The following is a 25,755-nucleotide window of genomic DNA, read 5'->3' on the forward strand; positions in this document are numbered from 1 at the left end:
TTGTCATATGCCGCCCGGCGTCCGCCGTATGTGCAAGTCAGGGGACCGCCATCGGTTCGTCCGTGGACGAGGGTTCGACGTCCTTATCTTTGGCGGGTTTCGACTTGGCTCCGGTCACTCCCGCGAAGCAGCCGATGATCACCACTGCTCCGCCGACCAACTCCCAGACCGTCGGTGTCTCCCCGAGAATCGCCCAGGCCGCGCTGATGCCGACTATCGGGACGAGCAACGAGAACGGTGCGACCTTGGATGCCGGATGCCGTGTCATCAGGTATGCCCAGAGCCCTGCGCCGCCGATGGTGCCGAGAACCACGATGTAGGCCAGGCCACCGAGGGCCACGAGGCCTGTGTGCGTTCCCACTGTGGCGATCGACTCGAACCCGGCGGACGGTCCCTCGACAGCCAAGCTGAGGGCATAGAGCGGGATCGGTGGGATCACGGACATCCACAACGCCATGTAGAGGGCGTTGCGGGGGTGGGCAAGCCGTGACCCGATGTTGCCGAAGGCCCAGCCGAGCCCGGCGAGAAGTGTGAGCAGGACCGGGATCAATCCCGCAGAGGCCCCGTGTGCGGCGCGGTCCACGCCGATCACCACCATGCCGCCGACGGCCACGGTGATCCCGACCGTCTGCCGCAGCGACATCTTCTCGCCGAGCAGGAGGACACACAAGATGACCGTGAACGGAGCCGACGACTGCAGCACCAGGGACGCCAACCCGGTGGGCATGCCCTGGTCCATCGCGAGGAACAGGAAAGCGAATTGCAGCGTGCCGAAACCGAATCCGTAGAGCAGGAACCAGCGCAGGGGAACGTCGGGTCGCGGTACGAACAGGATCACCGGAATGGCCATCACGGCAAAACGCAACGCCGCGAAGAACAGTGGCGGGAAGTGTTCGAGCCCGGCGTGGATCGCGAGGAAGTTCAGGCCCCAGAACACCACGACGGTCAGTGCCAGCAGGCGATCGCGGAGTGTCATGGGGACAATTCTCGGGGCAACCAAAGGTTCAGTTCAATCGAATTAAAATGCATCGCTCGTGTAGTTGAACTTAATCTTTGGTGGCGATCGCCCCACACGGTTCATTCGGCCCGAACGCCAGCCAATCGGGCAGCGCCGCGGTGAACTCCGCACGGATGGCCGGATCGGCCATCGTCCGCCAGTCGACCTGCGTGTCCGCCTCGGGTTCGTACCTGTCCCATTCGACCCAGTTGACCATCTTCAGCAGGGGGAACTCGTTGGGCACCGTGGGCGCGAAGATCTGGGTCCACCACGACTTCTTGATCGCGAGGGCGCCGGGACCTTCGGGCTCGCCGGGATTGAACAGAGCTGCGGTCTCCGGGATCGCCACCGGCTTGTTCCGCTGGGTGCCGTATTCGTCGTAGAAGTCGGGCAACACGGCGTCGTCGCCATTTGCCCCGACATAGCTCCCCGTCAGTTGCTGTGCGAACTTGTTCGGTTCGGCGAGTTCGTTCTCGCTCCAGGGAAAACGGTTGCCCCAGTGATAGAGCGACATCCCGACCCAATCAACCGATTCATCGCCCGGGTAGAAGGCGGCGTAGGGGTCGTCTTCTCGCGTCAGCTGTCCGTTGCGATCACTGTCCAGGTCTGTGAACTCGGCTGTGCCGGGCGCCGGCGAGTATTCACCGTCAGCGAAGGGATATCCACCGGCATAGCTGGGAGCCCACATCATCGCCGAGCCGGGAGCGGCGGCGTGCACGGCTGCAGCGACGCGAGCGAAAGTCTCTCTGTAGAGCGCCGGTTGCTGACCCCACGGATACCAGGAACCGTTCATCTCGTGGGCGAAGCGGACGACAACCGGGACTCCGGATTCATTGAACTCTGCAAGATCGGCGGCAAAGGCCTCGGCGACCTCGGGGGTGACCGTGCGCAGACCACCCGACGGTTGCACTGTCAGCAACAAGACTTTCCCGTTTTCGCGGACGGTGTCGACGGTCTGTCTCAGGTCGGCTCGCGCGGCATCGTCGTAGGGGATCTCGGTGAAGAACACCGTCACCGCAGGATGGCTACCGAGGCTCTCCGAGTAGTCCGCGATCGTTGTCTTCTCCCAGTCGAAACTGGCGCCGTACCAGACCCCTGTGGACGGTGACACGGATTCTGCAACCGCTGCGGCGCAGTCTGTTGCCTTGCCGTCGGCTTCCGAGTCGGACGTCACGTACATGTTGCCGACTCCGATGATCAAGGCAATGAGCCCCGCGCCGATGGGCGCCCAGAACGTCCTGACGAAGTAGCCGAGCCGGCCGAAGAACCTTTTGAGATGACTCGTCACTCTGCTGACGATATCGAATGTGCGCGCACGCGGACCCATTCCAAGGTCAAAGTTGTGCCCGATGCTTCCTTCAAAAATGTCGGACGGTCACACAGGGCCCGGATGAGGGGAAGACCTCGACCACGGAATCGATTGCCAGCCGGCGGGCGCCACTGCCCACGGTCGGAGATGGTTACCGCCAGATGGTCGCTCGACGGCGCGTGACTGGCCTCGATCGTCATGGTTCCGGGTTCGGCCTCGCCTGCGTAGGCGTGTTCTGCAGCGTTGGCCAGTGCCTCGTACGACGCGAGAATGATCGCGTACATGTGCTCGTCCGAGATCGCGAAGTTGTCGCTGAGCCACTCGCCGAACTCGTGACGCAGGTGACCGGCTCCTGCCGCCGTCGCCGGCACGTCGGTGCGGCTGAACGCGGGGCCGTCGTACAAGTCTGCTACCGGTTGGAGGGACATCTCATTCGCCTACCCATCCGCAGTCGAAGTATTCGTAACTGCTGCGAGTACCCGGACTTTTGTGGCCTTCGTCACTGTCCAAGAGTTCACGGAGCAGCTGCGAAGAGTCTTTCGATAGCCGATCCGGCCGCTGAGTCGTTGGTACAGTCAGGTGATTTTTCGGTGGTGCGGGCGCAGAGCGCCGCTACACATCACGGCTGTCGGGGGGCGGCCAGTACGTCGATGCAGTAGTGACATGGGGGAGTCCATCACCGTGGAGTTTCTTCGTTCGTGGTGGCGGCAGCCGTTCGACTACCAGTGGACGGTCAACTACCACCGAGTGCGTGGAACGCTGGCAGTCAATCGCATATCCGTCGGGCTGTGGTGCTGCTGCTTCAGCGTCGGAGCCTTCTGTGCGCTGACGTCGCCTGCCGGTCCCCGGGGTGGCGTTGCGATCGACATCCTCGTCGGCGTACTCGCTGTCGCCTGTGCAGTCATCGGGGTCGTCTGGCTTGCCGGGCGTTGGCCCCGCCAGTGGATGACCCGGCTGTTCGTCGTCTACACCGATGTCGGCGTCGCGGTGGTGCTGTTCACCTTCGCGGACCTGTTCATCGCGATGATGGGGTGCTCGCTGTTCTCGGTGACCGGTGCGCACGTGACCGCTTTCCACAGTCCGCGGTGGCTGCTCGGGCACCTGAGTTTCGCGACGGCGGTGACGCTGGCCCTCTACGCGTGCGTGGTGTTGGGCTCGGATGCGGACAAGGGCATCGCCACGGCGCTGTTGATGGTGCTCCTGCCGGTCCTGCTGGCAGCGCCGATCATCATGCAGTCGGGCCTGCTGGATCTGCGCGAGGACGCCAATGGCGCATTCCGGGACCACCTGACCCAGCTACGCAATCGTCGTGGACTCGAGGCGGGATTCCATCAGCTCCAGTACAGCGGGATCCCGGTGGGGCTGGCCGTGCTGATGCTCGACATCGACGGCTTCAAACAGATCAACGACCAGCACGGACACAGCGGTGGAGACGCGGTACTCGAACTCGTCGCGGCCCGGCTGGTGGATGTCGCCGGTACTCACGCGCTGATCGCCCGAGTGGGCGGCGAGGAGTTCGCGATCACGCTCGTCGGCACCCCCGAGCAGGCGATCGCATTGGCGCATCGGGTGCGTTCGACGCTGCACAACACGGACGATCGACATCCGATCACGGTGAGCGTCGGGGTTGCGGTCGCCACCCACCAGCAGCTGCGGGCGAACAAGCGGCAGCCGAGCACCGCAACCCTGAGGGCGCTGATGAGGTCTGCGGACGTTGCCATGTATCAGGCGAAAAAGCTTGGTGGTAATGGTGTTTCGGTTGATTCCGATCTCGATGACGCGACCTGCTGATCGCGGGGATCAGTGGGGATCGGCCAATAGGTCGCGCGCCATCTGCTGGTATCCCTCGCGAACGCTCGGGTAACGGGGTTGCCAGTTCGCCGCATCCCGGAAGCGCGCGTTGGACGCCCGGATCGACCGGGTCATCGATGTCAGTCGATCCCCCAGGAGTAGGCCGAGGCGACCGGGACCCTTGATCCAGGCAGCGGCGCCCGTTGCGTCGGCACACGCCTGCGCGTGTTGGTCCTTGGTGAGAGGCTCGTCGTCGACAACGTTGTAGGTGCCGCCCGGACATGCCAGTGCGGCAGCAACGGCATCGCCCGCGTCAGCGACGTGTATCGACGACATGAAACTGCCCCGGGGGCCCGGTACAAAGCCGATGTGGTTTCGGGCGAGGGTCACGATCTGCTCACTGTGAGCTGCGCCGATGCCGTAGAACAGGCCGAAGCGCAGAACAACCGACCGGCCTCCGTCAGCAGCGAATCGGGCGGCGTTCGCCTCGGCGGCGTGGTTCCCCCTGGTGATCGGGTAGTGATCAACAGGATGGTCCTCGTCGATCCATTCGCTGCCGCCGTCCCGATAGAGCATGGCCACCGATTCCTGGATCAACTGCGGCACATCGGCGTCGAGGCAAGCCCGGACCACTGTTGCCGATCCCTCGGTGCGCACCCGTTCACACTCACGCCAGGCCGACTGGCGGACGAAGGAAGCGGTCGACGGTAACGCGGTGGCGAGATTGACCACGGCGTCGTGCCCGGCGATGGCAGCGGTCAGTCCCGGTCTGTCGAACAGTGACACCATCATCGGCCGGGCACCCTGGTCGGCGAGAGCCCGGGCCTTCTCCGAGCTGCGTGCCATCGCAGTGACGTCGTGCCCGGCTGCGACCATCGAGGGCACCGCGCGAGTGCCCACGGCACCCGTGCCCCCGGTTACGAAGACCCGCATGACCACCTCCCCGCCGAAGTCGAATCTGGCCATCACCCAACATAGTTCACCAATGATGAAGTTCCCGGGAAATTGAGCGACCGGCTCACCCCGGCGGGCGACACCCTCAGTCGTCGATCCATTCCAGTAGATCCCCGGGCTGGCATTCGAGTACTCGGCACATCGCTTCCAGGGTGCTGAATCGAACTGCCTTGGCACGGCCGTTCTTCAGCACCGCGACATTCGCGGTAGTGAGACCCACACGCTCGGCGAACTCGCCGACGCTCATCTTCCGCTTTGCCAACTCCACGTCGATACGCACGACGATCGACATCAGATCACCGCGTCCATGTCCGACCGCAGCGTGGTGGCCTGGCGCAGCAGTGCGCGCATCACGACCATCAACAGGCCCAAGACGGCCCCGCCCATCAGCATCAGGAAGAGGAGAAGCGGCAAGCCTGGATCGTTCGCATTGAATCCGACGAAGAGGAACACGCCGAGAAGTGTGAGCCAACCGGCGCCGATCGCCCAGACGATTGCCGTGACCCAGACGAGTGAGGCGTGGGTGAAGATTCGGTCGCTGCGCACCAGAGTGAGCAACTTCCAGGTGCAGATGATGACCACCTGGGCGCAGAGCACCCAGAACACGGTGACGGCTGTCGCCGGCCAACGCAGGTAGGCCTGGTCGGGTGCCTCCTCGGCCATGTGCGCGAATTGCCCTGGCAGGGACATGGTTTGGAACAAGACCAGTATTGCGAAGAGCGATACGAGGAAGACTCGCAGTGCGGTGACGACCCAGCGTTCATTGAACATGCATCGACTATCACGGCAAATCTATCGAATGTCAATAGATCGCTTGGAGCAACGAACACCGGGTCTGTCCGGTGTCGGCACTACGGGTGAGCTGTGAGACTCACCGAGGTGCGGGGAATAGTGTTGAAGCCAGGGTGATTTCCCCGTCGAGTTCGTTCACGAACTCCCCGGGACACCCACCGCTCAACGCGCTCGAGACGGCAGCGATCACGCGGTCGTCTGCGGGCTCGACCGCGTGCTCGAGGTGCGGAATCGGGGCGAGCCTGCACTGGCCGCCATCGAGCCGCCCATCGGCGAGCTCCTCGTTGCTTCTGATCGAGTAGTACTCGACGTCTCCGGGTGTGTCGTCGCCGTTGTTGAGTTCGGCGACGAACGGGGTCACCGGGCACCCATCGAAGCCGAATCCGGGCAATTGGACGCAGCCGCCGGGCGAGCCGTATTGGGGGTGCCGATCGCGATGTAGTCGTCGATGCGCTCGGAGCCGCCCAGCGCTTTCAGGTAATGGCGCGACGACAAACCCCCGTAGCTGTGCGCCACCAGCGACAGGCTCTCCACTTCGACTCCGGCCGTGGCACTTTCGATCGATTCCTGGATGGCCCGCGAGTCCGCGTAGAGGTCGAGGCCCTTCACGTCGACCGTGTCGACGGTGTACCCCTCGGCAGCCAACTCGTCCGCCATGTCTCCGAAGATGTCCATGCTCAAGGTTCCCGGGGCCGGTTGCTGGCCTGGTACCAGCAGCACGATGCGTTGAGGCTGACCCGGCGCCGACCCGGCCGATGCGGTGGCGGAGCCGATGAGTGTGGCCACCGAAGCAACCGCGAGCGCGCCCATGAGTGTTGTGAGGGCACCCTTAGTGGAAGTCATGGAGGGAAGGTACCTGCCGGGCGGCGTCAGAGCTAGGCCCCCTCCACAAACCTCCCGTCGGGATATTTGCGACCGAACCGCGACACGGCCTTTCCGAACAGCGAGCGCCGACCGGTCTCGGTGACACGAACCCCGAGGGTGTAGACATTTGCTCCCTGTTCACGCCACACGGTTGATTGGACAGTGTAGTGAACGCCGTCCTCGACCACTTCCCGGCTGGTCGTCGATTCGTTGTCGTCCGCCCATGCGAGTTCGGTGTAGTCCACGCGCCGGCCCCATTCGGCCAAGTGGGTGTCTGCGAGCCTGCCGGCCACATGTTTGTCCATGGGCAGCAATACTAGGCGGCGCCGAGGAGGCGCGACGTAGTACGCGAGCTACAAAAGAGCTGCCGGACAGATTATTTCGGCAATCGGCCGACATCGAGCATGGGTACCAGGAATTGCCATGCGATCGCGGCGAGTTGTTCGTCGTCATCGAGGTCGACGACATCGCTGCGGATCGTCAGGAACGACGCGGAGATGCGCACCATCATTTCCGCGATCAGGTCGATGTTCAACTGTCTGTCGACGTTGCCCGCCTGTTGCTCGCGACGGAGCTGACCCGCCACGAATTCACGGACCGCCGCGACCATGCGGCCGTCGTCGCCGATCATCGATCCGGCGACCAGGCCGGGTTCGGCGTCGATCAGCCCGCCGATCATCGGATTGCCGCGGATGGCGCGCAGGGAGCTCACGAATCCGAGAACAACTCGCTCGGCCGCGGTTTCAGCGGATTGGATGTCGGTGAGGAACCGCTCGAAGTACCGCCGGAACTCTCGAAAGATGACCTGCTCGATCAGGGCGTCCTTGGTGGCGAACCGGCGATAGACCGTGATGCGGGACATGTTGGCCCGCCTTGCGACGTCCTCCATGGACGTGCGCTGGACACCGGTGCGGCTGAACTGCTCGTAGGCGGCGTCGAGCAACCGGGTGCGGGTGGTGTCGTCGCCGGCGTCGGTCCGTCTGATCGCGTCTTTGTACGCGCGTTCGAGCATCGCTCGGGTGCTCGACGTCGCCATAGACGAAGACGGTACCGGTTCCCGGGGCTCAGTTCGTTCGAACAGGTGTGAGTCGCACGAGGAAACTGCAGCGCTTGTGACCGGCAACACTTTTGTGCTAACCATGTTACTAAGAAACGCTGACTGTTTCATTGCATCAGCGAATGAATTCATGGTCGGACGGGGAGTGAATAGCGTGGACAACTTCAGTAGGCGCAACGCGTTGAAGGCGGGCGGGGTGTTGGGTGCGGCCGGCGCTGCGGCGGTCATCGTTCCGGCGACCCCGTGGACATGGTCGCCGGCAGGTTCGGTACCGGGAACCGGTAGCGGGGCCGACCCCCGGGGCGTGTGGGACAACGAGGCCGATCCGGTGGTTGCGTCGTTGATCGACCGCGGCGAGGTGCCGCGCGTGAACGAGTTGTTGAAGCACTGGACCAAGAACGGCCAAGCGCTGCCGGCCGGCCTGCCGAATGACCTGCGGGACTTCATCGAGTACGCGCGGCAGATGCCGTCGTGGGCGGATCAGGGCAAGTTGGCCACAGCGGTCGAGTTCAACCAGAAGCGCGGGACCTATCTGGGTGTGCTGTACGGCTTCGCCAGCGGCATGATGAGCACCGTCATCCCCAAAGAGGCGCGGGCGGTGTACTACTCCAAGGGCGGCGCGGACATGAAGGACCGCATCACCAAGACCGCGAAACTCGGGTACGACATCGGTTCGCTCAATGCCTACCAACCTGACGGTGAAATGGTGATCACCTGCGTCAAGACCCGGCTCGCGCACGCGGCGGTTCGGCACCTGCTTCCGCAGTCGCCGCACTGGACGGGGTCTGCGCCAGAAGACATCCCGATCAGCCAGGCCGACATCATGGTCACCTGGCACAGCTTGCCCACCACCGTGATGCGGAACCTGAAGAAGTGGAACGTGCAGATCCCGGCCGCCGAGTCGGAGGGCTTCCTGCATTCCTGGCAACTGGCCGCACATCTGCTCGGTGTGAAAGACGAGTACATCCCGGCGTCCTGGGATCAGGCCGACTCGCAGGCCAAGCAGGTTCTCGACCCGATCCTCGCGCCCACACCCGAAGGCATCAAACTCGCCGACATCCTCTTGGGTCTGGGTATGAATCTGGATCTGACGTTGCTCAGCCGGCCCATTCTCGGTGCGTTGACCCGATTCATGCTCGGCGATCAGGTGGCCGAGTGGCTACGGATCCCGCGGGAGCCCGTCTGGACGCCGTTGCTCGAAACCGCATGGGGGCCGTACGTGGCTGTGCGCGAAGGGCTTCTCGATGTGGGCGTCCCGGAAGAGGCGTACTGGTTGTTCGACGAGTTCTTGCGCCAGTTCGTGTTGTTCTACACGTCGGAGCTTCGCATGCCGATCAACATCGAGATACCGGTGATCAACAATCCGAACTACAAGTGATGCCACGGCGCGCATAAACCGCCGGAGTCTTGGAGAAGGTGAACGTGGACAAGGTGTTGCTCGAGCGGAGCCTCATGTTGGTCGCCGACGACGACGTGGGGCTCACGACCGACTTCTATGACCGCTTGTTCGCCGAACATCCCTCGGCAAGAGCGCTTTTCAGCAGCGACATCCGCCCGCAAGCGCGAATGCTACAGGATGCGATCGTCGCCGTGCTCGACCACCTCGAGGACCCGACGTGGCTCCGTGCCTCGCTGGGGGCGCTGGGCCAGAGGCACGCATCGTGGGGCGTCACGCCTGAGATGTACAACTGGGTCGCGTCCACGATGATCGCCACCATGGCCGAACGCGGAGGTGCCGAGTGGACGGACGCCATGACGGATGCGTGGTCCGAGGCACTCGGAGCAGTCGCCGGCATGATGCTGGAGGCCTACCCCGTGCGCACGGATGGATTGGGCTGACCGGGAGACGGTAAACCAGACGTCGTAGTCCTACTGTGAGCGGACAGCTTTCAGGACCGTGTCATGTGTGTGGTGTGAGTTTCCGGGAGGGGCGGTCGTCCGGGGCTGGGTGCGGTCGATCAGCACCGTCCACTCGTTGCCGAGTAGCTCGGCGAAGTCGTGTGGGTCGTAGAAGTCCCGCGGGTCGATTCCCTTCCAGTTGTGGCCTTCTCGGATCTCGTGGCCCACGATGAGCAGCGTTCCGCCTGGCGCGACGGCGTTTGCGATCGCGCGGGCGGTCTGGCCGCCGTCGGACCGGGGAACGCTGTGGAGGTATTGCATCGACACGAGGTCGTAGGAGGTCGGCGACGGCGGGTCGGCGAGCGGATCACCACGCACCCACGTGATGGCGTCCGAGTCGCCCAGTTTCACGGCGCGGTCGATGGCGACCTGCGAGATGTCGACGGCCGTCACCTGCCATCCGCGTTCAGCGAGCCAGCGGGCATCGGCGCCCTCGCCGCATCCGAGGTCGAGCGCTCGTCCGGGTGGCAGGTCTGCCACCTCATCGACGAGGACGGGATTGGGGTTGTTGCTGAAGAGTTGTTCGGCGCTGCTGTAGTGCTCGTCCCAGAATTCTTGGCTCATGTCTCCACAATGGCCTCGGACCACTGTTTTCGACAACTATTCTTGCTGTTTCGGCAACTGCGTCCGGGGAACGTCCGGTCGCGGGCCCAGAAGGGCTATACAGGCCTCGACCATGGTCTCGGTCATCGACTTGATCGGTCTGCCGTCCTCGACCGCGACCGCTGTCAGTTCGCGTAGACCTCCCAGCAACAAGGTGGCCATCGACCGCGACACCGTCTCGACGCCTGTTGCCCGCATCTGAGGTGTGCTCGTCAACATGACGAGGGTGCGGATCAGTTCTTCCATCGCGTGCCGCTGAACCGGTCGGGCGCTGGTTCCCAGGGCGGGGAGTTCGCGAATCCAGCTCAGTGTGATGGCCGGATCCATCTCGATCGACTTCACGTATGCGCCGATGGCCTGCCTGATCTGCATGGTCCACCCGGCGTCCGGATCCACTGCGGCCACGATCTCATCGATCATCGAGGTGTTCGCGCGCCGCAGCAGCTCGATGAAGCAGTCTTCTTTTCCGGAGAATTCTTGGTAGAAGGTTCGCCGCGACGTCCGGGCGATGCTGACGATGTCGGCGATGGTGCTCGCCCGGTAGCCACGGACCTCGATCGAGGTGGCCAGCGCGTCGAGCAACCGAACCCGAAACGCTGACCCGCCGGCATCGGCAGGCTGCACTCGGTCGACTGACTGCGGGTTGATTGCCATCGATGCAACGATACGACCCCTTGTTCGACCGTGGTACCGGAGCGTACCGTCGCAGTGGTACGGCGTAGTACCAGGCGGCGCCGAGACGGGAGCGTTCGAACATGGGGCCAGCTCATACAGAAACGAAAGACGGTCGGCAGGCAGAGGCGGCGGTGCACCTGCCGCCTGGCCCACGACTGCATCGGCACGTGCAAGGACTCGCGTTCGTCGCCGCTCGTCGGCAGACGATGGAGGTGCTTGCCCGGCGCTACGGGCCGGCGTTCACTCTGAACATCCCGGTTTTCGGGACCACTGTGGTGGTATCGGACCCGCACTTGGCCAAGCAGCTGTTCACCACGCCGGCCGGGGTGCTGAGCAACGTGCAACCCAACCTCGGCCGAATCCTCGGCGACCACTCGATGTTCTCGCTCGAAGGTGATGACCATCGCCGCAGACGAAAGCTGCTCACGCCTCCGCTACACGGCAAGAGCGTGAAGGGCTACGAACGGATCATCGAAGAAGAGGTCCTGCGCGAGACCGCGACCTGGCCGGAAGATCGCGAGTTCGAGAGTCTGGCTCCGATGATGCGGATCACGCTCAATGCGATTCTGCGTGCGGTGTTCGGTGCCGACGGCGAGCAGCTCGATTCACTGCGACGGATCATTCCGCCAATGGTCGAATTGGGTTCGCGCCTCGCGACGTTGCCGACCACGACGATCAACCTCGGCAGGTTCGACCCCTGGGAACGCTTCCTGGCTCGCCGTCGCGAGTACGACTCGATCATCGAGGACCTGATCTCCACGGTGCGCAGCGACCCCGACTTCGCCGAACGTACCGACATCGTCTCGCTGATGCTGCGAAGTACCTACGACGACGGGTCGCCGATGTCGACCACGGAGATCGCCGACGAACTGGCGACGCTGCTCGCCGCGGGCCACGAGACCACCGCCACCACGCTGGCGTGGGCGTTCGAGCGATTGCGCCGCAACCCGGATGTGTTGGCCCGCTTGACCGCTGAGGTCGACGAGGGGGACACCGTGTTCCGCCAGGCGACGATCCTGGAAGTGCAGCGCAGCCGGCCCGTGATCGATCTCGCCGGGCGAACAGTGGTGGCTCCGGTGCTGGAGTTGGGCGAGTGGCGCATCCCGCAGGGGCACACGGTGCTTGTCAGCATCTCTCTGCTGCACGACGACAGTGAGCAGTTCGCGGATCCAGAACGATTCGACCCCAGTCGATTCCTCGATCACAAGCCGTCCGCGGCATGGCTCCCGTTCGGCGGTGGAACCCGCCGGTGCATCGGTGCGGCCTTCGCGAACATGGAAATGGATGTCACCCTGCGGACCGTGCTGGAGAAGTTCGAACTGCTCCCGACGACGAAACCGGCTGAGCGGTGGCACAGTCGCGGCGTTGCTTATGCTCCCCGCCGCAAAGGGCAGATTGCTGTTCGTCGCCGCAGTTGAAATGATGTGGCAGACCTGAAGGAAGGGCCGCCAACTGTGTAGCGTGACCACATGGACCTGCAGCGACTACGAATCCTGAGGCAGTTCGCAGACCGCGGCACCGTGGGAGCCGTGGCTCAGGCGATGAACATGACACCGTCAGCGGTGTCGCAACAACTGAAGGTACTGGGCCGCGAAGCCGGGATTGCGTTGCTCGAACAGGATGGCCGGCGGGTTCGTCTCACGGACGCCGGTCGCGCGTTGGTACTACGTGCCGACGAGGTCATCGCGGCTGTGCAGCGGGCCGAGGCGGAGATGGCCTCGTACCGCGATGACGCAGTCGGCGAAGTGCGCTTGGCGATGTTCCCCTCTGGAGCGGCACTTCTGCTACCGGGTGTCCTCAACCGGATGAGCGATCGTCGGATCCGGGTGATCGCCGGCGACGAAGACGTCAAATACGTTGACGCGCCTGCCTTGTTGGCCGACTTCGACGTTGTCCTGACCCATCGGGACGAGCGAGCGCCGCAGGTTGTCGAGGCGAGGGTGTCGGTGACAACCGTGATGCGTGAGCCCATCGACCTGGTGGTAGGGGGTGGTCATCGTCTGGCCGGCCGCAGCGAGGTGACACTGGCCGAACTCGAAGACGAGGACTGGATCAGCGTCCGCGGCGGGTTCCCGGTTGATGACGTGCTGCTCTCCCTCGCGGCGGCGACCGGGGTGGCGCCGCGAGTCACCCACCGCATCAACGACTTCCGTGTCATCGAGTCGATGGTGGCACGTGATCACGGAGTCGCACTCATGCCCCGGTTCTCCATCCGGGATCCGGACTGCAGCCGCCTTGTTCTCACCGGCGTGCGCGCCGCGCGGGTATACGAGGCCTTGAGCCGCCCGATGGGTGATCAGCGAGGTGCGGTGAGGCAACTTCTTGGAGCACTTGTCGCCGAGGGTGAATCGGCCGGAGCGTGATCATTCGGCAGAAACCGCCGGCCGACTACGCTATTGGTGCGCCGGAGGTCAGGATCTGCGCGACGTCATCTGGAATGGCTTGTGGCGCACCGGATTCGCCGGCGTGGACATACACGGTCTCGACGGTGCAGCATTCCCGATCTGCGACCTTGACGTCGAAGCACATCGTGAAACTGGTGCGTCCGACGCGTGGGCAGGTCACATAGACGTCGACCACCTCACCCCAGACCGCCGGCGCGTCCAGATGAGCGTCGACTTCTTGACGCGCAGCATCTCGCCGAAATCGAGGATTCCCCGTTGCCGGCAGAACTCCGTGCTGGCCTCGTCGCAGTACAGCAGATAGTGCGCGTTGAGAACCACGCCCTGCTGGTCGGCCTCGGCGTAACGCACCGGGGCCGACCAGGTGGGACGAGTTCCCTCGGAACCGACTACGGGGCCCACGTGCGTGGGGCCTGCTCGCCGGAATCGGCGTCCCCGCTGCCGTCGGCCACACGCACTGCCCGGTTCACCGCCGAGACCACTGCGCGCAGCGATGCCGTGGTGATCGACGGTGCTATTCCGCAGCCCCACACGGTTTCGCCCCGAACCTGAACCTCAACGTAGGCAGCGGCATTCGCGTCGTCGCCGGCGGTCAGCGCGTGCTCGGCGTAGTCGAGCACCTGCACGTCGTACCCGACGGTCGACAGCGCGTCGACAAAGGCGGCCAGCGGTCCGTTGCCAGAGCCGGTGATCTCTTTCTCTTTGCCGTCGACCTTCACGGTCGCCGTGATGCGGTCTTCGCCGCCGTCTTCCTCCGCGGCGTCAACGCGCTGGCGGATCCGTTCGAGCGGTTTGAGGGGCTGCAGGTACTCCTGAGCGAAGACGTCCCACATCTCCTTGGGAGACACTTCGCCGCCTTCACCGTCGGTGATCTTCTGGATCTCGCGGCTGAACTCGATCTGCAGACGGCGCGGCAGTGACAGTCCATGGTCGGCCTTCATGATGTAGGCGACGCCGCCCTTGCCCGACTGGCTGTTGACCCGGATCACGGCCTCGTAGTTGCGGCCGACGTCCTTGGGGTCGATCGGCAGGTACGGAACCTGCCACAGGATGTCGTCGATGTCCGAGTCGGCCTCGTCCGCAGAGATCTTCATCTGGTCGAGGCCCTTGTTGATGGCGTCCTGATGGCTACCGGAGAACGCGGTGTACACCAGATCGCCGCCGTACGGATGGCGCTCGTGCACACCGAGTTGGTTGCAGTACTCGACCGTGCGGCGGATCTCGTCGATGTCGGAGAAGTTGATCTGCGGATCGACCCCGCGACTGAACAGGTTCATGCCGAGCGTCACCAGGCAGACGTTGCCGGTGCGCTCGCCGTTGCCGAACAGACAACCCTCGATGCGGTCGGCGCCCGCCTGGTAGCCGAGTTCGGCAGCGGCGACAGCAGTTCCGCGATCGTTGTGCGGATGCAGGCTCAGGATCACCGAGTCGCGGCGGGCGAGGTTTCGGTGCATCCACTCGATCGAGTCGGCGTACACGTTGGGGGTGGCCATCTCCACGGTTGCCGGGAGGTTCAGGATGATCGGCTTTTCCGGTGTGGGGTCGATGATCTCGGTGACCGCGTCACACACCTCTTTGGCGTAGGACAGCTCGGTGCCCGTGTACGACTCCGGGGAGTATTCGTAACGCCAATTGGTGTCGGGGTACTTGACCTCTTCGGCGCGGACCTTGTGTGCAGCGTCGGTGGCGATCCTCTTGATGGCTGCCTTGTTGGCGCGGAAGACCACCCGGCGCTGGAGCACCGACGTCGAATTGTAGAAGTGCACAATGACATTCGCGGCGCCGCGACATGCGTCGAAGGTGCGTTCGATCAGCTCGTTACGGCATTGCGTCAGGACCTGGATGGTCACGTCCGACGGGATTGCGTCGTCTTCGATGATCTCGCGGACGAAGTCGTAGTCGGTCTGGCTGGCCGAGGGGAACCCGACCTCGATCTCCTTGTAACCCATGCGTACCAGCAGGTCGAACATGCGGCGTTTGCGTGCCGGGCTCATCGGGTCGATCAGAGCCTGGTTCCCGTCACGAAGGTCGACGGCGCACCACATGGGGGCGCGGTCGATCACCTTGTCGGGCCAGGTGCGGTCGGGGACTGCGACGTTCTCGACCTCATCGGCAAACGGGCGGTACCGGTGGGCAGGCATCGCGGAATTGCGCTGGGGGTTCCACGACGGTTGTCCGGAAGGAATTGGTCCAGCGGGTTCGGTGATCCGGCTGGAACTGGAAGTGAATGCATCGGCGGCAGGCATGAGGGTCAATCTCCGGGGTTGGGGGAATGAGACCGGCGCGTCAAAGATCCCGCGACGGGAAGCCGGTCTGGATCAGACCCCGCCGCGGCAACCGAGAAGGAGCACGCGCTGCATTTTTGTGACTGTACTCCCGAAGGCGCGTAAGTCCAAAGGTGGTTCACCGGTTCTCCGGAACCAACGGTCGTCCCCAGGTCTCGGCGAAGGCGATCTCCGACAACGGCAGGCGGGTGCGTTCGCGGCCATCACGCTCTCGGATGTCGGCGGGCAGAGTCGCGGCATCAGCGAGTCGGCCGATGGCCAGGACCAGTAGTGGTCGAATGGAGTGCGGAATGTCGAACTGCTGCACCAGGTCTGGCGCGCGGAACCCGCCCATGGGATGGGCGTTCCATCCGTCGGCCTGGGCTTGGACGATCATCTGACCGGCGGCGAGCCCCACGTCGAGCGTGGCGTAGTCGTGCATTTTCGGCTCGTCGGGGAGATCGTCGGTACACAGGACGATCAACGCTGCGGCGGCCGGTGCCCACGATTGGTTCCCACGTTTGAGTGCCTCGATGACCCCGGCGAATGTCGCGTCACCGCGGCGGCCGACGACAAAGCGGACCGGTTGGCGACCGCCACCCGTGGGCGCCCACCGGCCCGCCTCGAGGATCGACTGCAGATGCTCGTCGGACATGGTTGCGTCGGCGTCGTAGCCGCGTGCACTCCATCGGTCTGCGAGTAGCGGGTGCACGGGCAGCAGCTCCTTGGGCCGGGCGGGGACTAGTCGGTGACCGGCCGGCGTTCGCGGAGAACGATTGCCACCACTGCGGCCACCACCGCCAAGAGTGCCACGCTCACCAGCGACGTGATGTGCAAGCCGTCGACAAACGCGCTGCGTGCGGCGTCGGCGAGGGCACTTCCGGCGCCTGGGTCCAGGGTCTGTGCCTGGGTGAGTGTCTGCGAGAGGGTGTCTTCGACTCCGCTGCCCTCACCGGACCGGCGGAAGACCATGGTGGCCACCGAACCGAGAACGGCCAGTCCGAACGCTGTTCCCAACTCGAAGCTGGTCTCGGAGAGACCGGCCGCCGACCCACTGCGCTGGGCAGGCACCGACGACACGGCGACATCGGAGACCAGCGAGAAGATGACGCCGTATCCGACACCGGCCAGCGTGGAGCTGATCAGGTAGACCAGTACGCCCTGGTCGACGCCGAGACCGAGCATGCCTGCGTTGCCGACCGCAGCGGCCAGCAGCGAGAAGACAAACGCCCAGCGCACCGACATGACCGCGGCGATGCGGGAAGCGCTCATCGAGAAGATCGCCACGGCGATCGCCATCGGGATACCGAGTACTGCGGCCTCCAGCACATCGCGTCCGAGGACCGACTGCAGGTAGATGCCGCTGAGGTAGCTCAACGCGGCAAGGGTCATCATGCCCGTCAGTGCGCTGCCGATCGCAACCGAGAACCCAGGGCTCTTGAACAGCTTGAGGTCGATCAGCGGATGTTCTGTTCGGCGCTCGTGGGCGGCGAACAACGCCATTCCGACAATGCCGATGGCGGCGAAGACGGCTGTGGTGGTGTCGAACCCTTCGGCTGCGCCGTGCTTGATGGCGTAGACGAGCGGGAGGATGCCGATCAACGACAGCAGCACGCCGAGGACGTCGAAGGGGGCCGAGCTGGGCGACCGGTATTCCGGGACCAGACGGGGGCCGAAGACCAAGAGGATCAGCAGTACGGGCACGTTGATCAAGAAGACGGAGCCCCACCAGAACTGGTGGAGGAGGGCGCCACCGATCACCGGGCCGATGGCCGATCCGCCGGCGAACGCCGCCGTCCACATGCCGATGGCCTTCGCCCGGGCCATGGGGTCGGGGAACATGTTGCTGATCAGTGACAGGCTCGAGGGCAGGAGGGTTGCGCCACCGATGCCCATGATGGCGCGGGCAGCGATGAGCGCGCTCGCGTCGGGGGCGAATGCTGCGATCGCCGAGGCGACGCCGAAGAGGCTGGCTCCGACGAGCAACAGCTTGCGTCGACCGAACCGGTCGCCGAGATTGCCCATCGTGATCAACAGGCCGGCGATGAGGAAGCCGTAGATGTCGACGATCCACAACTGCTGTGTGGCAGAGGGGGCGAGTTCGGCGCTCAGTGTGGGGATCGCCAGGTACAAGACGGAGAAGTCCATGGACACCAGAAAGACCGGCAGCGTCAGTACTGCCAGTCCCAGCCAGGTCCGGCGGTCCGGGCGGCTGGTGCTCGCGTCGGATCGAGGATCGGTCTGCTTGTCGATGATGCTCACGGGGGTGCTCCAATCACGCTGCGAACACACGAGCGGACGCCGGCGTTGGCCGCGTTGAGGGCGCTACGTGTGTTCGGACGGCGATCGCCCGCTCGTGGCGCTCGATCAACCTGGGTACAACGTACGCATAAGAGTACGTTGTACGCAAAGCGTTTATTCCATCGTTCGGGCTTTGTTCATCGTCCCGGCCGTGAACACGGACAATGAACGCGGCGAAGGAGAGATGTGATGACAGCACAGGAGGGTGCGGTGAGCGGCGGCCTCGACCCGGCACCCGAGTCTGCGAAACTGACCCGCGGCGCGGTGGTCAACGCCGCGATCGAACTCGCGGATGCCGACGGGTTCAGCGCCCTCACCATGCGAAAGATCGCCGATCGTCTCGGCGTCGGCACGATGTCGCTGTACCGACACATCGCCGACAAGGACGCGCTGCTGCGGGAGATGTCGAATGAGATCGGCATCCGTTTCCCGTACCCGCCCGCCGACGATGCGACGTGGCGCGAGCGGGCGTTGATCGCGGCCGAGGTCGACTGGACCCTGTACCAGCGCCACCCCTGGGTACTGCTGGCCTTCGCATCTCCGCGCACCAGCATGGGCCCGCAGAGCCTGAACTGTCTCGACTGGCTCGTGGACGCCTTCCTTGATCTCGAGGTCAGCCCAGCGGTCGCCACCGAGATGGCGCTGACCCTGTGGAATCTCATCGCCGGCACGGTGCTCAGCACCGTCGCCGAACGACTACTGCTCGACCGGGCCGCCGATGAAGACGAAGGCCAGAGTGGACTGGCCCATCTTCTGGCAGGCAACCCCGAGAGCGAGCCCCCGCCCCATCTCGCAGCACTGGTCGGCACGCATCATTCAGAACTCACCGACCCCCGGCATCTACTCATCCAGGGCGTGGCCGCGCTCTGCGACGGTTTCGAATCGAGGGCGGCCAGATTGCGTGACAATCACTGACGCGCAGGTCACATGGCGTGCGGATAGACCGTCAACATGTGTGCGCCGAACCATGAGCTCAAGGCGACAACCGCGAGCGAGACCAGGATCTGTGTGGACCCGCGACGTTTGGCCAGGCCGATCGCGATCGGGATCAGCAAGACAAACGCCGGGAGCAGCAGTCGGGGGCGGCTCATCATGAGACCGCTCGAGGCGCCGATGGATACGACCACCAGCGCTCCGTACACCGCCACCGGCCACGGCACACGCTCGGCGAAACTCAGCAACGCCAGGGCGATGGTGATCAGCATGATCCAGGCCGTGGCCACCGGCGCGATTTCGCCGGAGTTCACAAGCGCGTAGTTGATGAACTCGTAGGCCGCCTGGCCGTAGTCGACCCGCGTGTCCCAGCCCTCGGTCTGGATCTTGAACCAGCCGAGCGGTTCGCCCGTCTTGTGCCAGACCACCGCCAGGTACCCCAGGTAGCCGAGCGGACTGAGGACGATGGCCGCCCACGCCCTCGGTCCGTCGCGGAATCGCAGCGCCGCAGCCACCACCACGACGACGATCAGGACCACCGCGGTCGGACGGCTCAGCCCGGCCAGCATCGTGCAGATCCCGGCCAGCAACCATCGTCGCTCCAGCACGCCGATCAGCGCCCACGCCGCAAGTGCGCAGAACAGCGCCTCGGTGTAGGCCATCGACAAGACGATGCCCATCGGCGCTGCGGCGAACAGAACGGCGAGCAGCAGCCCAGCCCGACGCGGATCGGCCTTGACGCGCACCACCTGGCCGTCGTCGTCCCGGTGGATGTCCTCGGCAAACCAAGCGGTGAAGCGTGCGGGCACGAGCCGGGACTTGTGTTCCCGGTTCTGCATCTGTGCGGCGCACAGCGTTCCGATCCGGGCGACACCCACCGCGGCCAGGCACCCGAGCACCACGTTCACGGTGAGGGCGGCACCCAGCGGACTGAAGCCGGGCACCTTGTCCAGCGCCCCGGCGAGCAGTGGATAGCCGGGGAAGAACGCGTAGGGCGTGTCGGAGTCACGCATGCCCTGCGCGTCGGTCTGGGTCAGCGGCACGCCCCCGTACCCGTGCTCAGCGATGGCGAGCATCCATTTGCCGTCCCACGCCGAGAGCGCCGCGCCGAGGCTGCTGTCGCGCAGCTGCGTGAACCGCTCCAGCACGAGCATGCCGACCAGACGGATGAGGAGGAAGGCGGCGATCGGCTCGACCCAGTCACGCCGTCGATACAGGAGGTCGCTGACGGATTCGATTCTTGCTCGGGTCAGCACCTGAGCGATCCTAGTGCCGATCGCTCGCTCGGGGCGGGCGCTGTCGGTCGCACGGCCGATCCGCCAGTTCCGAAGCACGCTAAAGCAATTGCCGCGTGCCCGCCCGAGCCCCGGTGGGCGGCGGTCTCCCGGCTCGACGGTGCAGCGACACGCTTGCACGTGGGGGAGTTGCGGGTGGCTATCCTTGCACGAGGCGGGAGGCAGTCTTGCACTGTTGCCCGCTCACTGATTTTGAAGGTTCGCAGCAGCTAGAGAAGGGAAACTCGGTGGCTCTGGTCGTGCAGAAGTACGGCGGCTCCTCAGTTGGCGACGCCGAACGGATCCGCAGAGTGGCCGAGCGCATCGTCGCGACCCGTAAGGCGGGCAACGACGTGGTGGTCGTGGTGTCGGCGATGGGCGACACCACCGACGAGCTGCTCGACCTCGCCGAGCAGGTCTGCCCGGCGCCGCCGCCCCGCGAGATGGACATGCTCCTCACCTCGGGTGAGCGCATCTCGAATGCGCTGGTCGCGATGGCCATCAGCTCCCTCGGCGCGGAAGCGCAGTCGTTCACCGGTTCGCAGGCGGGTGTGATCACCACCAGCAGCCATGGCAAGGCCAAGATCATCGACGTCACGCCCGGCCGAGTCCGGTCGGCGCTCGACGAGGGCAAGATCGTTCTCGTCGCGGGCTTCCAGGGTGTCTCGCAGGACACCAAGGACGTCACCACGCTGGGTCGTGGTGGGTCCGACACCACCGCTGTGGCACTCGCCGCGGCCCTCGACGCCGATGTCTGCGAGATCTACACCGACGTCGACGGCATTTACACCGCTGATCCGCGCATCGTCCCGAACGCCCGCCATCTGGCGACGGTTTCGTTCGAAGAGATGCTCGAGATGGCCGCATGTGGCGCGAAGGTGCTGATGCTGCGCTGCGTGGAATATGCCCGCCGTTACAACGTTCCCGTTCACGTGCGCTCGTCGTACTCAACAAAACCCGGCACCATGGTGTCCGGATCGATGGAGGACATTCCCGTGGAAGAAGCCATCCTCACCGGCGTTGCCCACGACCGCAGCGAAGCCAAGGTGACGGTTGTCGGCCTGGACGACAGGCCGGGCTACGCCGCCAAGGTCTTCCGTGCCGTTGCCGATGCCGAGATCAACATCGACATGGTGCTGCAGAACGTCTCGAAGGTCGAGACGGGCAAGACCGACATCACCTTCACGTGTCCCAAGGAACTCGGTCCGATCGCCGTGGAGAAGTTGTCGACGCTGAAGGAAGAAATCGGCTTCAGCTCGATCCTCTACGACGATCACATCGGCAAGGTGTCGCTGGTCGGTGCGGGCATGAAGTCGCATCCCGGCGTCACGGCCACATTCTGTGAGGCCCTCTCGGAGGCGGGCGTCAACATCGAGCTGATCTCCACGTCGGAGATCCGGATCTCGGTGCTGTGCCGCGACACCGAGCTGGACAGGGCTGTGCGCGTACTGCATGACGCGTTTGATCTCGGTGGCGAGGAAGAGGCCACCGTCTACGCCGGAACGGGGCGATAGCAATGGGTGTACGGGTAGGAGTTGTCGGCGCGACCGGCCAGGTCGGCGCCGTCATGCGGAAGCTGCTGGAAGAACGTAACTTTCCGGCTGACGAGATCCGGTTCTTCGCGTCGTCACGATCGGCGGGCAAGAAGCTGCCGTGGCGTGGTGGCGAGATCGAGGTCGAGGATGCATCGACCGCAGATCCCACCGGCCTCGACATCGCGCTGTTCTCGGCCGGCGCGACCATGTCTCGTGAGCAGGCGCCGCGTTTCGCCGCCGCCGGCGTCACCGTGATCGACAACTCGTCGGCCTGGCGCAAGGATCCCGATGTGCCGCTGGTTGTCTCAGAGGTCAACGGTGAGCAGGCGAAGAACCTGACCAAGGGCATCATCGCCAATCCGAACTGCACCACGATGGCTGCGATGCCGGTGCTCAAGCCGTTGCATGACGCGGCCGGGCTGCAGCGTCTGATCATCTCGTCGTACCAGGCGGTCTCCGGTAGTGGTCTCGCGGGCGTCGAAGAGCTCGCCACCCAGTTGCGGGCGGGCATCGATGATGCCGAGAAGCTGGTGCATGACGGATCGGCGGTGCCGCTGCCTGATCCTGTCAAATATGTTGCGCCCATTGCCTTCAACGTGCTCCCGCTGGCCGGTTCGCTCGTCGACGACGGTTCGGGTGAGACGGACGAAGACCAGAAGCTGCGCAACGAGTCCCGCAAGATCCTCGGCCTGCCCGATCTGCTGGTGAGCGGTACGTGTGTGCGGGTTCCCGTGTTCACCGGTCACTCGTTGTCGATCAACGCCGAGTTCGCGAACCCGTTGTCGGTCGAAGAGGCCACCAAGATCTTGGCTGACGCCGCGGGCGTCACGTTGACCGATGTGCCCACCCCGCTGGCTGCTGCCGGCAAGGACAACTCGTTGGTCGGCCGTATCCGGCAGGATCCGGGCGCACCCGAGGGACGCGGCCTGGCGCTGTTCGTCTCCGGCGACAACCTCCGTAAGGGCGCTGCCCTCAACACGATTCAGATCGCCGAACTGCTGGTCTAGTCGGTAGTCAACGGCTGAACCCTGAGAACTGTCGAAAACGCATGCACCGAGGGCACATGGCCCTCGGTGCATGGCTCTACGACAGTTTTCAGGGTGTGCGTCGGTGGCGGTCAGAACGGGTGATCGCCCTGATGTCGGCGAGCACCCCGTCCCAGCCGTAGAGCACGTCGTCGTATGTGATGCGCATCGTCAGCCAGCCGTCGACGAGTGCGCGGCGGTCGCGTCGGCGATCGTTGTGATAATTGTCCAGACCGGTGTGGTGAGTGATGCTGTCGCACTCCAGGATCAGTCGTCCAATACGTAGATCGGCCCGCCCTATGCCGGGGATCTGCGGTTGTACGACAACCGCGAATCCAGCGGATCGCAGCCTGACTCGGGTGATCGACTCGGTGCCGGATTGCGACCTGGGATCGCACTTGTCCAGAAGTGACGCCACCTTGCGGCTCGACGTACTCAGCTCAGAGGCCATCTCCCGCACGGTGAGGCCGGCAGTGTTCAACGCTGAATCGCATGCGGCGATCCAGTGCTCCGGGGTCATGCATCTGCCTGCGCTCAACAAGGCGACCGGGATTGGATCCACTGCGGTCAGCGCGGGCAGGTGATTCCCGAACCCCCTACACTCCCGAACGCCCCTTCCCGCGCCATGTCGCGTCGATCGGATGTGTACCTTTCCATAGCCAGGCGGAACCCAGAGATCATGCGCTCGCAGCGCAGATACGCAACCGAGCACGCCGCCGGCACGGACCGCAGCGACCACGGTGTCGTCGGCCGTGGGTGTTGCGTACCAGCCATGCCTCAATCCGATCAACAGTCCGGTGTTCACGCGATGGCGGATCTGCCACGAGGTCAGCCCGAGCTGATGCAGTTCCTTCGTCGAGTAGACACCAGAGTCCATAAGTTTCAGACGGATCGAGGCGTCGTCCAGCCTCAGAACCCCGGTTGTCGACCCGCTCGCACTGAAGTCTGCTCGTACGAAGGCATTCGAGGGCATATTTCCCTTCTGTGATTCATATTCGGCAGTTTTCGGGGTGGTCGTGCTTTCATGTGTGGATGTTGCGCGCCCCGGTGATCATTTCGATGCTCGTGACGCTGGTGATCGCAGCCCAGTCGGTTCCGGCTCAGGCCACACCGGGCATTCCCGATGTCGGGCCGCCGGGGACGTCGCTGATCCATGGGGACCTGGCGTCGACGGACACCACGCCGCATCCCGGGCCTGGCGTGGCCGGTCGCGTGGTCGCCTCGTCGTTGCCCGGTGGGGCATGCGCGGCGACCTTCATCGGTGGCGATGGCATGCCCGTCGCGCTGTGCACCGGATACGTGGGTGTCGACCCGCCCGGCGTCGCGGTGCCCACAGTGCAACTCTTCGATCCGGTCACCGCCGAGCCGATCGCGTCCATCCAGCTCACCAAAGGGGGTCTCCTGGGCGGCGTCTACGGATATCTCGACGGCAGCGACCGCGTGGTGATGGCCGACGGATCCGGCTCGGTGCTCAAGGTCGCGCATCGCAAAACCGCTGCCGGGCAATGGAACCTGTACGTCGCCGAGCGGATCGACGTGAGCGCTCACATTCCTGCAGGAGATGCCATCACCGGATTGGCACCCGACTATCAGCAGCGCATCTGGTTCGCGACCACCGGTGGAGTGGTCGGCACGATCTCCGCTGACGGTCACATCGCTTCGATGCACCTGCCACCGGGCGAGAGGCTCACCAACGGTTTGAGTATTCGGCGGGAGGGTGCTTCCGTCCTCACCGATCGTGCCCTCTACGAGATGCACGCCGACGACACCGGAACGCCCACCACCGTCTGGCGGCAGACGTACACCGCGGGGAGTGTCCGAAAGCCCGGACAGCTGGCTCCTGGATCCGGCACCACACCAACATATTTCGGGGTAGACGACGAGTTCGTGGCAATCGTCGACGACGCCGAGCGGCCCAATCTGATCGTCCACCGCAGCGACAACGGGTCGGTGGTGTGCGCAACGCCCGCCTTCGGCACCTCCGGGCAAGGCACCGAGAATTCGCCGATGGCGTGGGGCAATTCGCTTGTCATCCCCAGCACGTACGGGTTCGGCTATCCGCCGTTCGCGACGTCCGGGCCCAGTGACCCGCCGGCCGCGACGTTCGCCGGAGGAATGACCCGCATCGACGTCACCGACACCGGATGCCATCGCGTCTGGGAAACCCTCGATCGCATGGCGACTCTGCCGAAATTGTCGCGATCCGACGGCCTCATCTATGCGCTGGCGTATGCACCCTCGACCGAAGCGTTGGCGGGCAACGGGATTCAGCAGATCGGACCGGTCTACTTCGTGGCCGTCGATTTCGCGACGGGCACGCGGCGAGCCTTCACCGAGGTCGGAGCAGCCCCCGTCGACGAACCTTTGCAATTGACCGGGACCATCGGTGCCGACGGGTCGATGTGGCAGGCGACGGTGGGCCGGATGTTGAAGATCAGCTCGTGAAGCGCTGGATCAGTACAGCTTCTTCCCGTAGCTCTCGCCGTAATACTTCTGCAGCTCTTCGAGATTCGACCCTTTGTTCAACACGTGCGTGATCTCGGCGGGGCTGGGCAACACGTCTGGTTTCCACGTTTCCGGACGCCAGAGGTCGGCGCGCATGAACGCCTTTGCGCAATGGAAGAACACCTCCTCGACGGCGACCTCGAGGGCGAGGATAGGCCGTCGGCCGCGAATCGCCAGAGCGTCGAAGTAGTCCGCGTCCCTCAGAACAGTCGCGGTCCCGTTGATCCTCAGGGTGTCACCCCTGCCGGGGACCAGGAAGTTGGTGCCGACGTGTGGGTTGGACAGCACGTTCAGGTAACCGTCGACGCGCCGGTTTCCCGGCCGCTCGGGTATGGCGATCGTTCGCGAATCGATGACGTGCACAAAGCCAGGGGGATCGCCTTTCGGCGAGACATCCACGCGACCGTCGGCGTCGGTGGTGGCAACGAAAGCAAACGGCGACCGCGCCAACCATTCGAGATGTACCGGCAGCAGTTCGGGGCGGACCTTCTTCGCCACGCGATCGATCGGTTCGCCGACCAGGGCGCGCAATTCTTCGACGCTGGTGACCTCGACACGTGTGTTCATCCGACCAT

At 64.5% G+C, this 25,755-nt stretch carries 29 protein-coding genes; 9 read left to right on the top strand and 20 right to left on the bottom strand.

Going from position 1 to position 25,755, the window contains the following annotated elements; translation table 11 throughout:
* Positions 1-37 precede the first annotated feature (37 nt).
* The 3 genes from MVA47_RS06635 to MVA47_RS06645 form a co-directional block, all read right to left on the bottom strand.
* A complete protein-coding gene (locus tag MVA47_RS06635) occupies positions 38-976 on the bottom strand; it encodes an EamA family transporter (RefSeq protein WP_247207183.1) in 939 nt (312 codons plus the stop codon).
* A 70-nt stretch (positions 977-1,046) separates the two neighbouring features.
* Complete coding sequence (locus MVA47_RS06640) at positions 1,047-2,285, bottom strand: glycosyl hydrolase (protein ID WP_247207184.1); 1,239 nt, start codon at positions 2,283-2,285, stop codon at positions 1,047-1,049.
* Positions 2,282-2,734, bottom strand: a complete 453-nt coding sequence (locus MVA47_RS06645) for an ATP-binding protein (RefSeq protein ID WP_247207185.1) — start codon at positions 2,732-2,734, stop codon at positions 2,282-2,284. Before MVA47_RS06645 ends, MVA47_RS06640 begins: the two co-directional genes overlap by 4 nt.
* A gap of 235 nt (positions 2,735-2,969) precedes the next feature.
* On the opposite strand from MVA47_RS06645, the gene MVA47_RS06650 reads away from it, so the two are divergent.
* On the top strand, positions 2,970-4,097 hold the full coding sequence (locus tag MVA47_RS06650; protein WP_247207186.1) for a GGDEF domain-containing protein: 1,128 nt from the start codon (positions 2,970-2,972) through the stop codon (positions 4,095-4,097).
* 9 nt (positions 4,098-4,106) lie between these two features.
* On the opposite strand, the gene MVA47_RS06655 is transcribed toward MVA47_RS06650, so the two are convergent.
* From MVA47_RS06655 to MVA47_RS06685, 7 genes are all read right to left on the bottom strand, one after another.
* A complete protein-coding gene (locus MVA47_RS06655) occupies positions 4,107-5,030 on the bottom strand; it encodes an NAD(P)-dependent oxidoreductase (protein WP_247210628.1) in 924 nt (307 codons plus the stop codon).
* 106 nt (positions 5,031-5,136) lie between these two features.
* On the bottom strand, positions 5,137-5,343 hold the full coding sequence (locus MVA47_RS06660; RefSeq protein WP_247207187.1) for a helix-turn-helix transcriptional regulator: 207 nt from the start codon (positions 5,341-5,343) through the stop codon (positions 5,137-5,139).
* Positions 5,343-5,822, bottom strand: a complete 480-nt coding sequence (locus MVA47_RS06665; protein WP_247207188.1) for a DUF2975 domain-containing protein — start codon at positions 5,820-5,822, stop codon at positions 5,343-5,345. Before MVA47_RS06665 ends, MVA47_RS06660 begins: the two co-directional genes overlap by 1 nt.
* 100 nt (positions 5,823-5,922) lie before the next feature.
* Complete coding sequence (locus MVA47_RS06670) at positions 5,923-6,204, bottom strand: hypothetical protein (RefSeq protein ID WP_247207189.1); 282 nt, start codon at positions 6,202-6,204, stop codon at positions 5,923-5,925.
* Positions 6,201-6,686 (bottom strand): triacylglycerol lipase, encoded by a 486-nt coding sequence (locus MVA47_RS06675; RefSeq protein ID WP_247207190.1) that lies wholly within the window; start codon positions 6,684-6,686, stop codon positions 6,201-6,203. The genes MVA47_RS06670 and MVA47_RS06675 overlap by 4 nt, the downstream gene beginning before the upstream one ends.
* Before the next feature lie 32 nt (positions 6,687-6,718).
* Positions 6,719-7,012, bottom strand: a complete 294-nt coding sequence (locus MVA47_RS06680) for a hypothetical protein (protein ID WP_023956550.1) — start codon at positions 7,010-7,012, stop codon at positions 6,719-6,721.
* Between the two features lie 71 nt (positions 7,013-7,083).
* Entirely contained in the window at positions 7,084-7,743 is a 660-nt protein-coding gene (locus tag MVA47_RS06685; RefSeq protein WP_247207191.1) for a TetR/AcrR family transcriptional regulator, read from the bottom strand.
* Positions 7,744-7,918: 175 nt separating this feature from the next.
* On the opposite strand from MVA47_RS06685, the gene MVA47_RS06690 reads away from it, so the two are divergent.
* Together MVA47_RS06690 and MVA47_RS06695 are read left to right on the top strand one after the other, a co-directional pair.
* Positions 7,919-9,142, top strand: a complete 1,224-nt coding sequence (locus MVA47_RS06690) for an oxygenase MpaB family protein (RefSeq protein WP_247207192.1) — start codon at positions 7,919-7,921, stop codon at positions 9,140-9,142.
* A gap of 38 nt (positions 9,143-9,180) precedes the next feature.
* Entirely contained in the window at positions 9,181-9,603 is a 423-nt protein-coding gene (locus MVA47_RS06695) for a globin domain-containing protein (RefSeq protein WP_308280500.1), read from the top strand.
* Between the two features lie 30 nt (positions 9,604-9,633).
* On the opposite strand, the gene MVA47_RS06700 is transcribed toward MVA47_RS06695, so the two are convergent.
* Both MVA47_RS06700 and MVA47_RS06705 read right to left on the bottom strand, forming a co-directional pair.
* On the bottom strand, positions 9,634-10,227 hold the full coding sequence (locus tag MVA47_RS06700; protein ID WP_247207193.1) for a bifunctional 2-polyprenyl-6-hydroxyphenol methylase/3-demethylubiquinol 3-O-methyltransferase UbiG: 594 nt from the start codon (positions 10,225-10,227) through the stop codon (positions 9,634-9,636).
* A gap of 36 nt (positions 10,228-10,263) precedes the next feature.
* Positions 10,264-10,920 carry a TetR/AcrR family transcriptional regulator gene (locus tag MVA47_RS06705; protein WP_247207194.1) on the bottom strand — a complete coding sequence of 219 codons (657 nt, stop codon included), beginning with the start codon at positions 10,918-10,920 and terminating at the stop codon, positions 10,264-10,266.
* A 101-nt stretch (positions 10,921-11,021) separates the two neighbouring features.
* On the opposite strand from MVA47_RS06705, the gene MVA47_RS06710 reads away from it, so the two are divergent.
* Together MVA47_RS06710 and MVA47_RS06715 are read left to right on the top strand one after the other, a co-directional pair.
* Positions 11,022-12,359, top strand: coding sequence for a cytochrome P450 (locus MVA47_RS06710; protein ID WP_247207195.1), 1,338 nt, complete (start codon positions 11,022-11,024; stop codon positions 12,357-12,359).
* Between the two features lie 51 nt (positions 12,360-12,410).
* The gene (locus tag MVA47_RS06715; RefSeq protein ID WP_247207196.1) at positions 12,411-13,304 is read left to right on the top strand and encodes a LysR family transcriptional regulator; all 894 of its coding nucleotides are present in this window, start codon (positions 12,411-12,413) and stop codon (positions 13,302-13,304) included.
* Positions 13,305-13,329: 25 nt separating this feature from the next.
* Here the strand turns inward: MVA47_RS06715 and MVA47_RS06720 are convergent, their stop codons facing one another.
* From MVA47_RS06720 to MVA47_RS06740, 5 genes are all read right to left on the bottom strand, one after another.
* The gene (locus MVA47_RS06720) at positions 13,330-13,506 is read right to left on the bottom strand and encodes a hypothetical protein (protein WP_247207197.1); all 177 of its coding nucleotides are present in this window, start codon (positions 13,504-13,506) and stop codon (positions 13,330-13,332) included.
* A complete protein-coding gene (locus tag MVA47_RS06725; protein WP_247207198.1) occupies positions 13,503-13,745 on the bottom strand; it encodes a hypothetical protein in 243 nt (80 codons plus the stop codon). Before MVA47_RS06725 ends, MVA47_RS06720 begins: the two co-directional genes overlap by 4 nt.
* Positions 13,733-15,589 carry a 2-isopropylmalate synthase gene (gene leuA, locus MVA47_RS06730; RefSeq protein ID WP_247207199.1) on the bottom strand — a complete coding sequence of 619 codons (1,857 nt, stop codon included), beginning with the start codon at positions 15,587-15,589 and terminating at the stop codon, positions 13,733-13,735. The genes MVA47_RS06725 and leuA overlap by 13 nt, the downstream gene beginning before the upstream one ends.
* A gap of 157 nt (positions 15,590-15,746) precedes the next feature.
* Entirely contained in the window at positions 15,747-16,319 is a 573-nt protein-coding gene (locus MVA47_RS06735) for a nitroreductase family protein (RefSeq protein WP_247207200.1), read from the bottom strand.
* A 29-nt stretch (positions 16,320-16,348) separates the two neighbouring features.
* The gene (locus tag MVA47_RS06740) at positions 16,349-17,869 is read right to left on the bottom strand and encodes an MFS transporter (RefSeq protein ID WP_308280501.1); all 1,521 of its coding nucleotides are present in this window, start codon (positions 17,867-17,869) and stop codon (positions 16,349-16,351) included.
* 228 nt (positions 17,870-18,097) lie between these two features.
* On the opposite strand from MVA47_RS06740, the gene MVA47_RS06745 reads away from it, so the two are divergent.
* Positions 18,098-18,823, top strand: coding sequence for a TetR/AcrR family transcriptional regulator (locus MVA47_RS06745; protein WP_247207201.1), 726 nt, complete (start codon positions 18,098-18,100; stop codon positions 18,821-18,823).
* Positions 18,824-18,831: 8 nt separating this feature from the next.
* Here MVA47_RS06745 and MVA47_RS06750 read toward each other — a convergent pair whose 3' ends face one another.
* A complete protein-coding gene (locus MVA47_RS06750; RefSeq protein WP_247207202.1) occupies positions 18,832-20,097 on the bottom strand; it encodes a hypothetical protein in 1,266 nt (421 codons plus the stop codon).
* Positions 20,098-20,363: 266 nt separating this feature from the next.
* On the opposite strand from MVA47_RS06750, the gene MVA47_RS06755 reads away from it, so the two are divergent.
* The gene (locus MVA47_RS06755; protein WP_247207203.1) at positions 20,364-21,629 is read left to right on the top strand and encodes an aspartate kinase; all 1,266 of its coding nucleotides are present in this window, start codon (positions 20,364-20,366) and stop codon (positions 21,627-21,629) included.
* Between the two features lie 2 nt (positions 21,630-21,631).
* Positions 21,632-22,657 (top strand): aspartate-semialdehyde dehydrogenase, encoded by a 1,026-nt coding sequence (locus MVA47_RS06760; RefSeq protein WP_247207204.1) that lies wholly within the window; start codon positions 21,632-21,634, stop codon positions 22,655-22,657.
* A gap of 88 nt (positions 22,658-22,745) precedes the next feature.
* On the opposite strand, the gene MVA47_RS06765 is transcribed toward MVA47_RS06760, so the two are convergent.
* Positions 22,746-23,552 (bottom strand): endonuclease domain-containing protein, encoded by an 807-nt coding sequence (locus MVA47_RS06765; RefSeq protein ID WP_247207205.1) that lies wholly within the window; start codon positions 23,550-23,552, stop codon positions 22,746-22,748.
* A 155-nt stretch (positions 23,553-23,707) separates the two neighbouring features.
* On the opposite strand from MVA47_RS06765, the gene MVA47_RS06770 reads away from it, so the two are divergent.
* Entirely contained in the window at positions 23,708-25,120 is a 1,413-nt protein-coding gene (locus MVA47_RS06770) for a hypothetical protein (protein WP_247207206.1), read from the top strand.
* Between the two features lie 9 nt (positions 25,121-25,129).
* Here MVA47_RS06770 and MVA47_RS06775 read toward each other — a convergent pair whose 3' ends face one another.
* A complete protein-coding gene (locus tag MVA47_RS06775) occupies positions 25,130-25,747 on the bottom strand; it encodes a pyridoxamine 5'-phosphate oxidase family protein (protein WP_031331814.1) in 618 nt (205 codons plus the stop codon).
* Between the last annotated feature and the right edge of the window lie 8 nt (positions 25,748-25,755).

Source organism: Williamsia sp. DF01-3, assembly GCF_023051145.1.
Lineage (GTDB): Bacteria > Actinomycetota > Actinomycetes > Mycobacteriales > Mycobacteriaceae > Williamsia.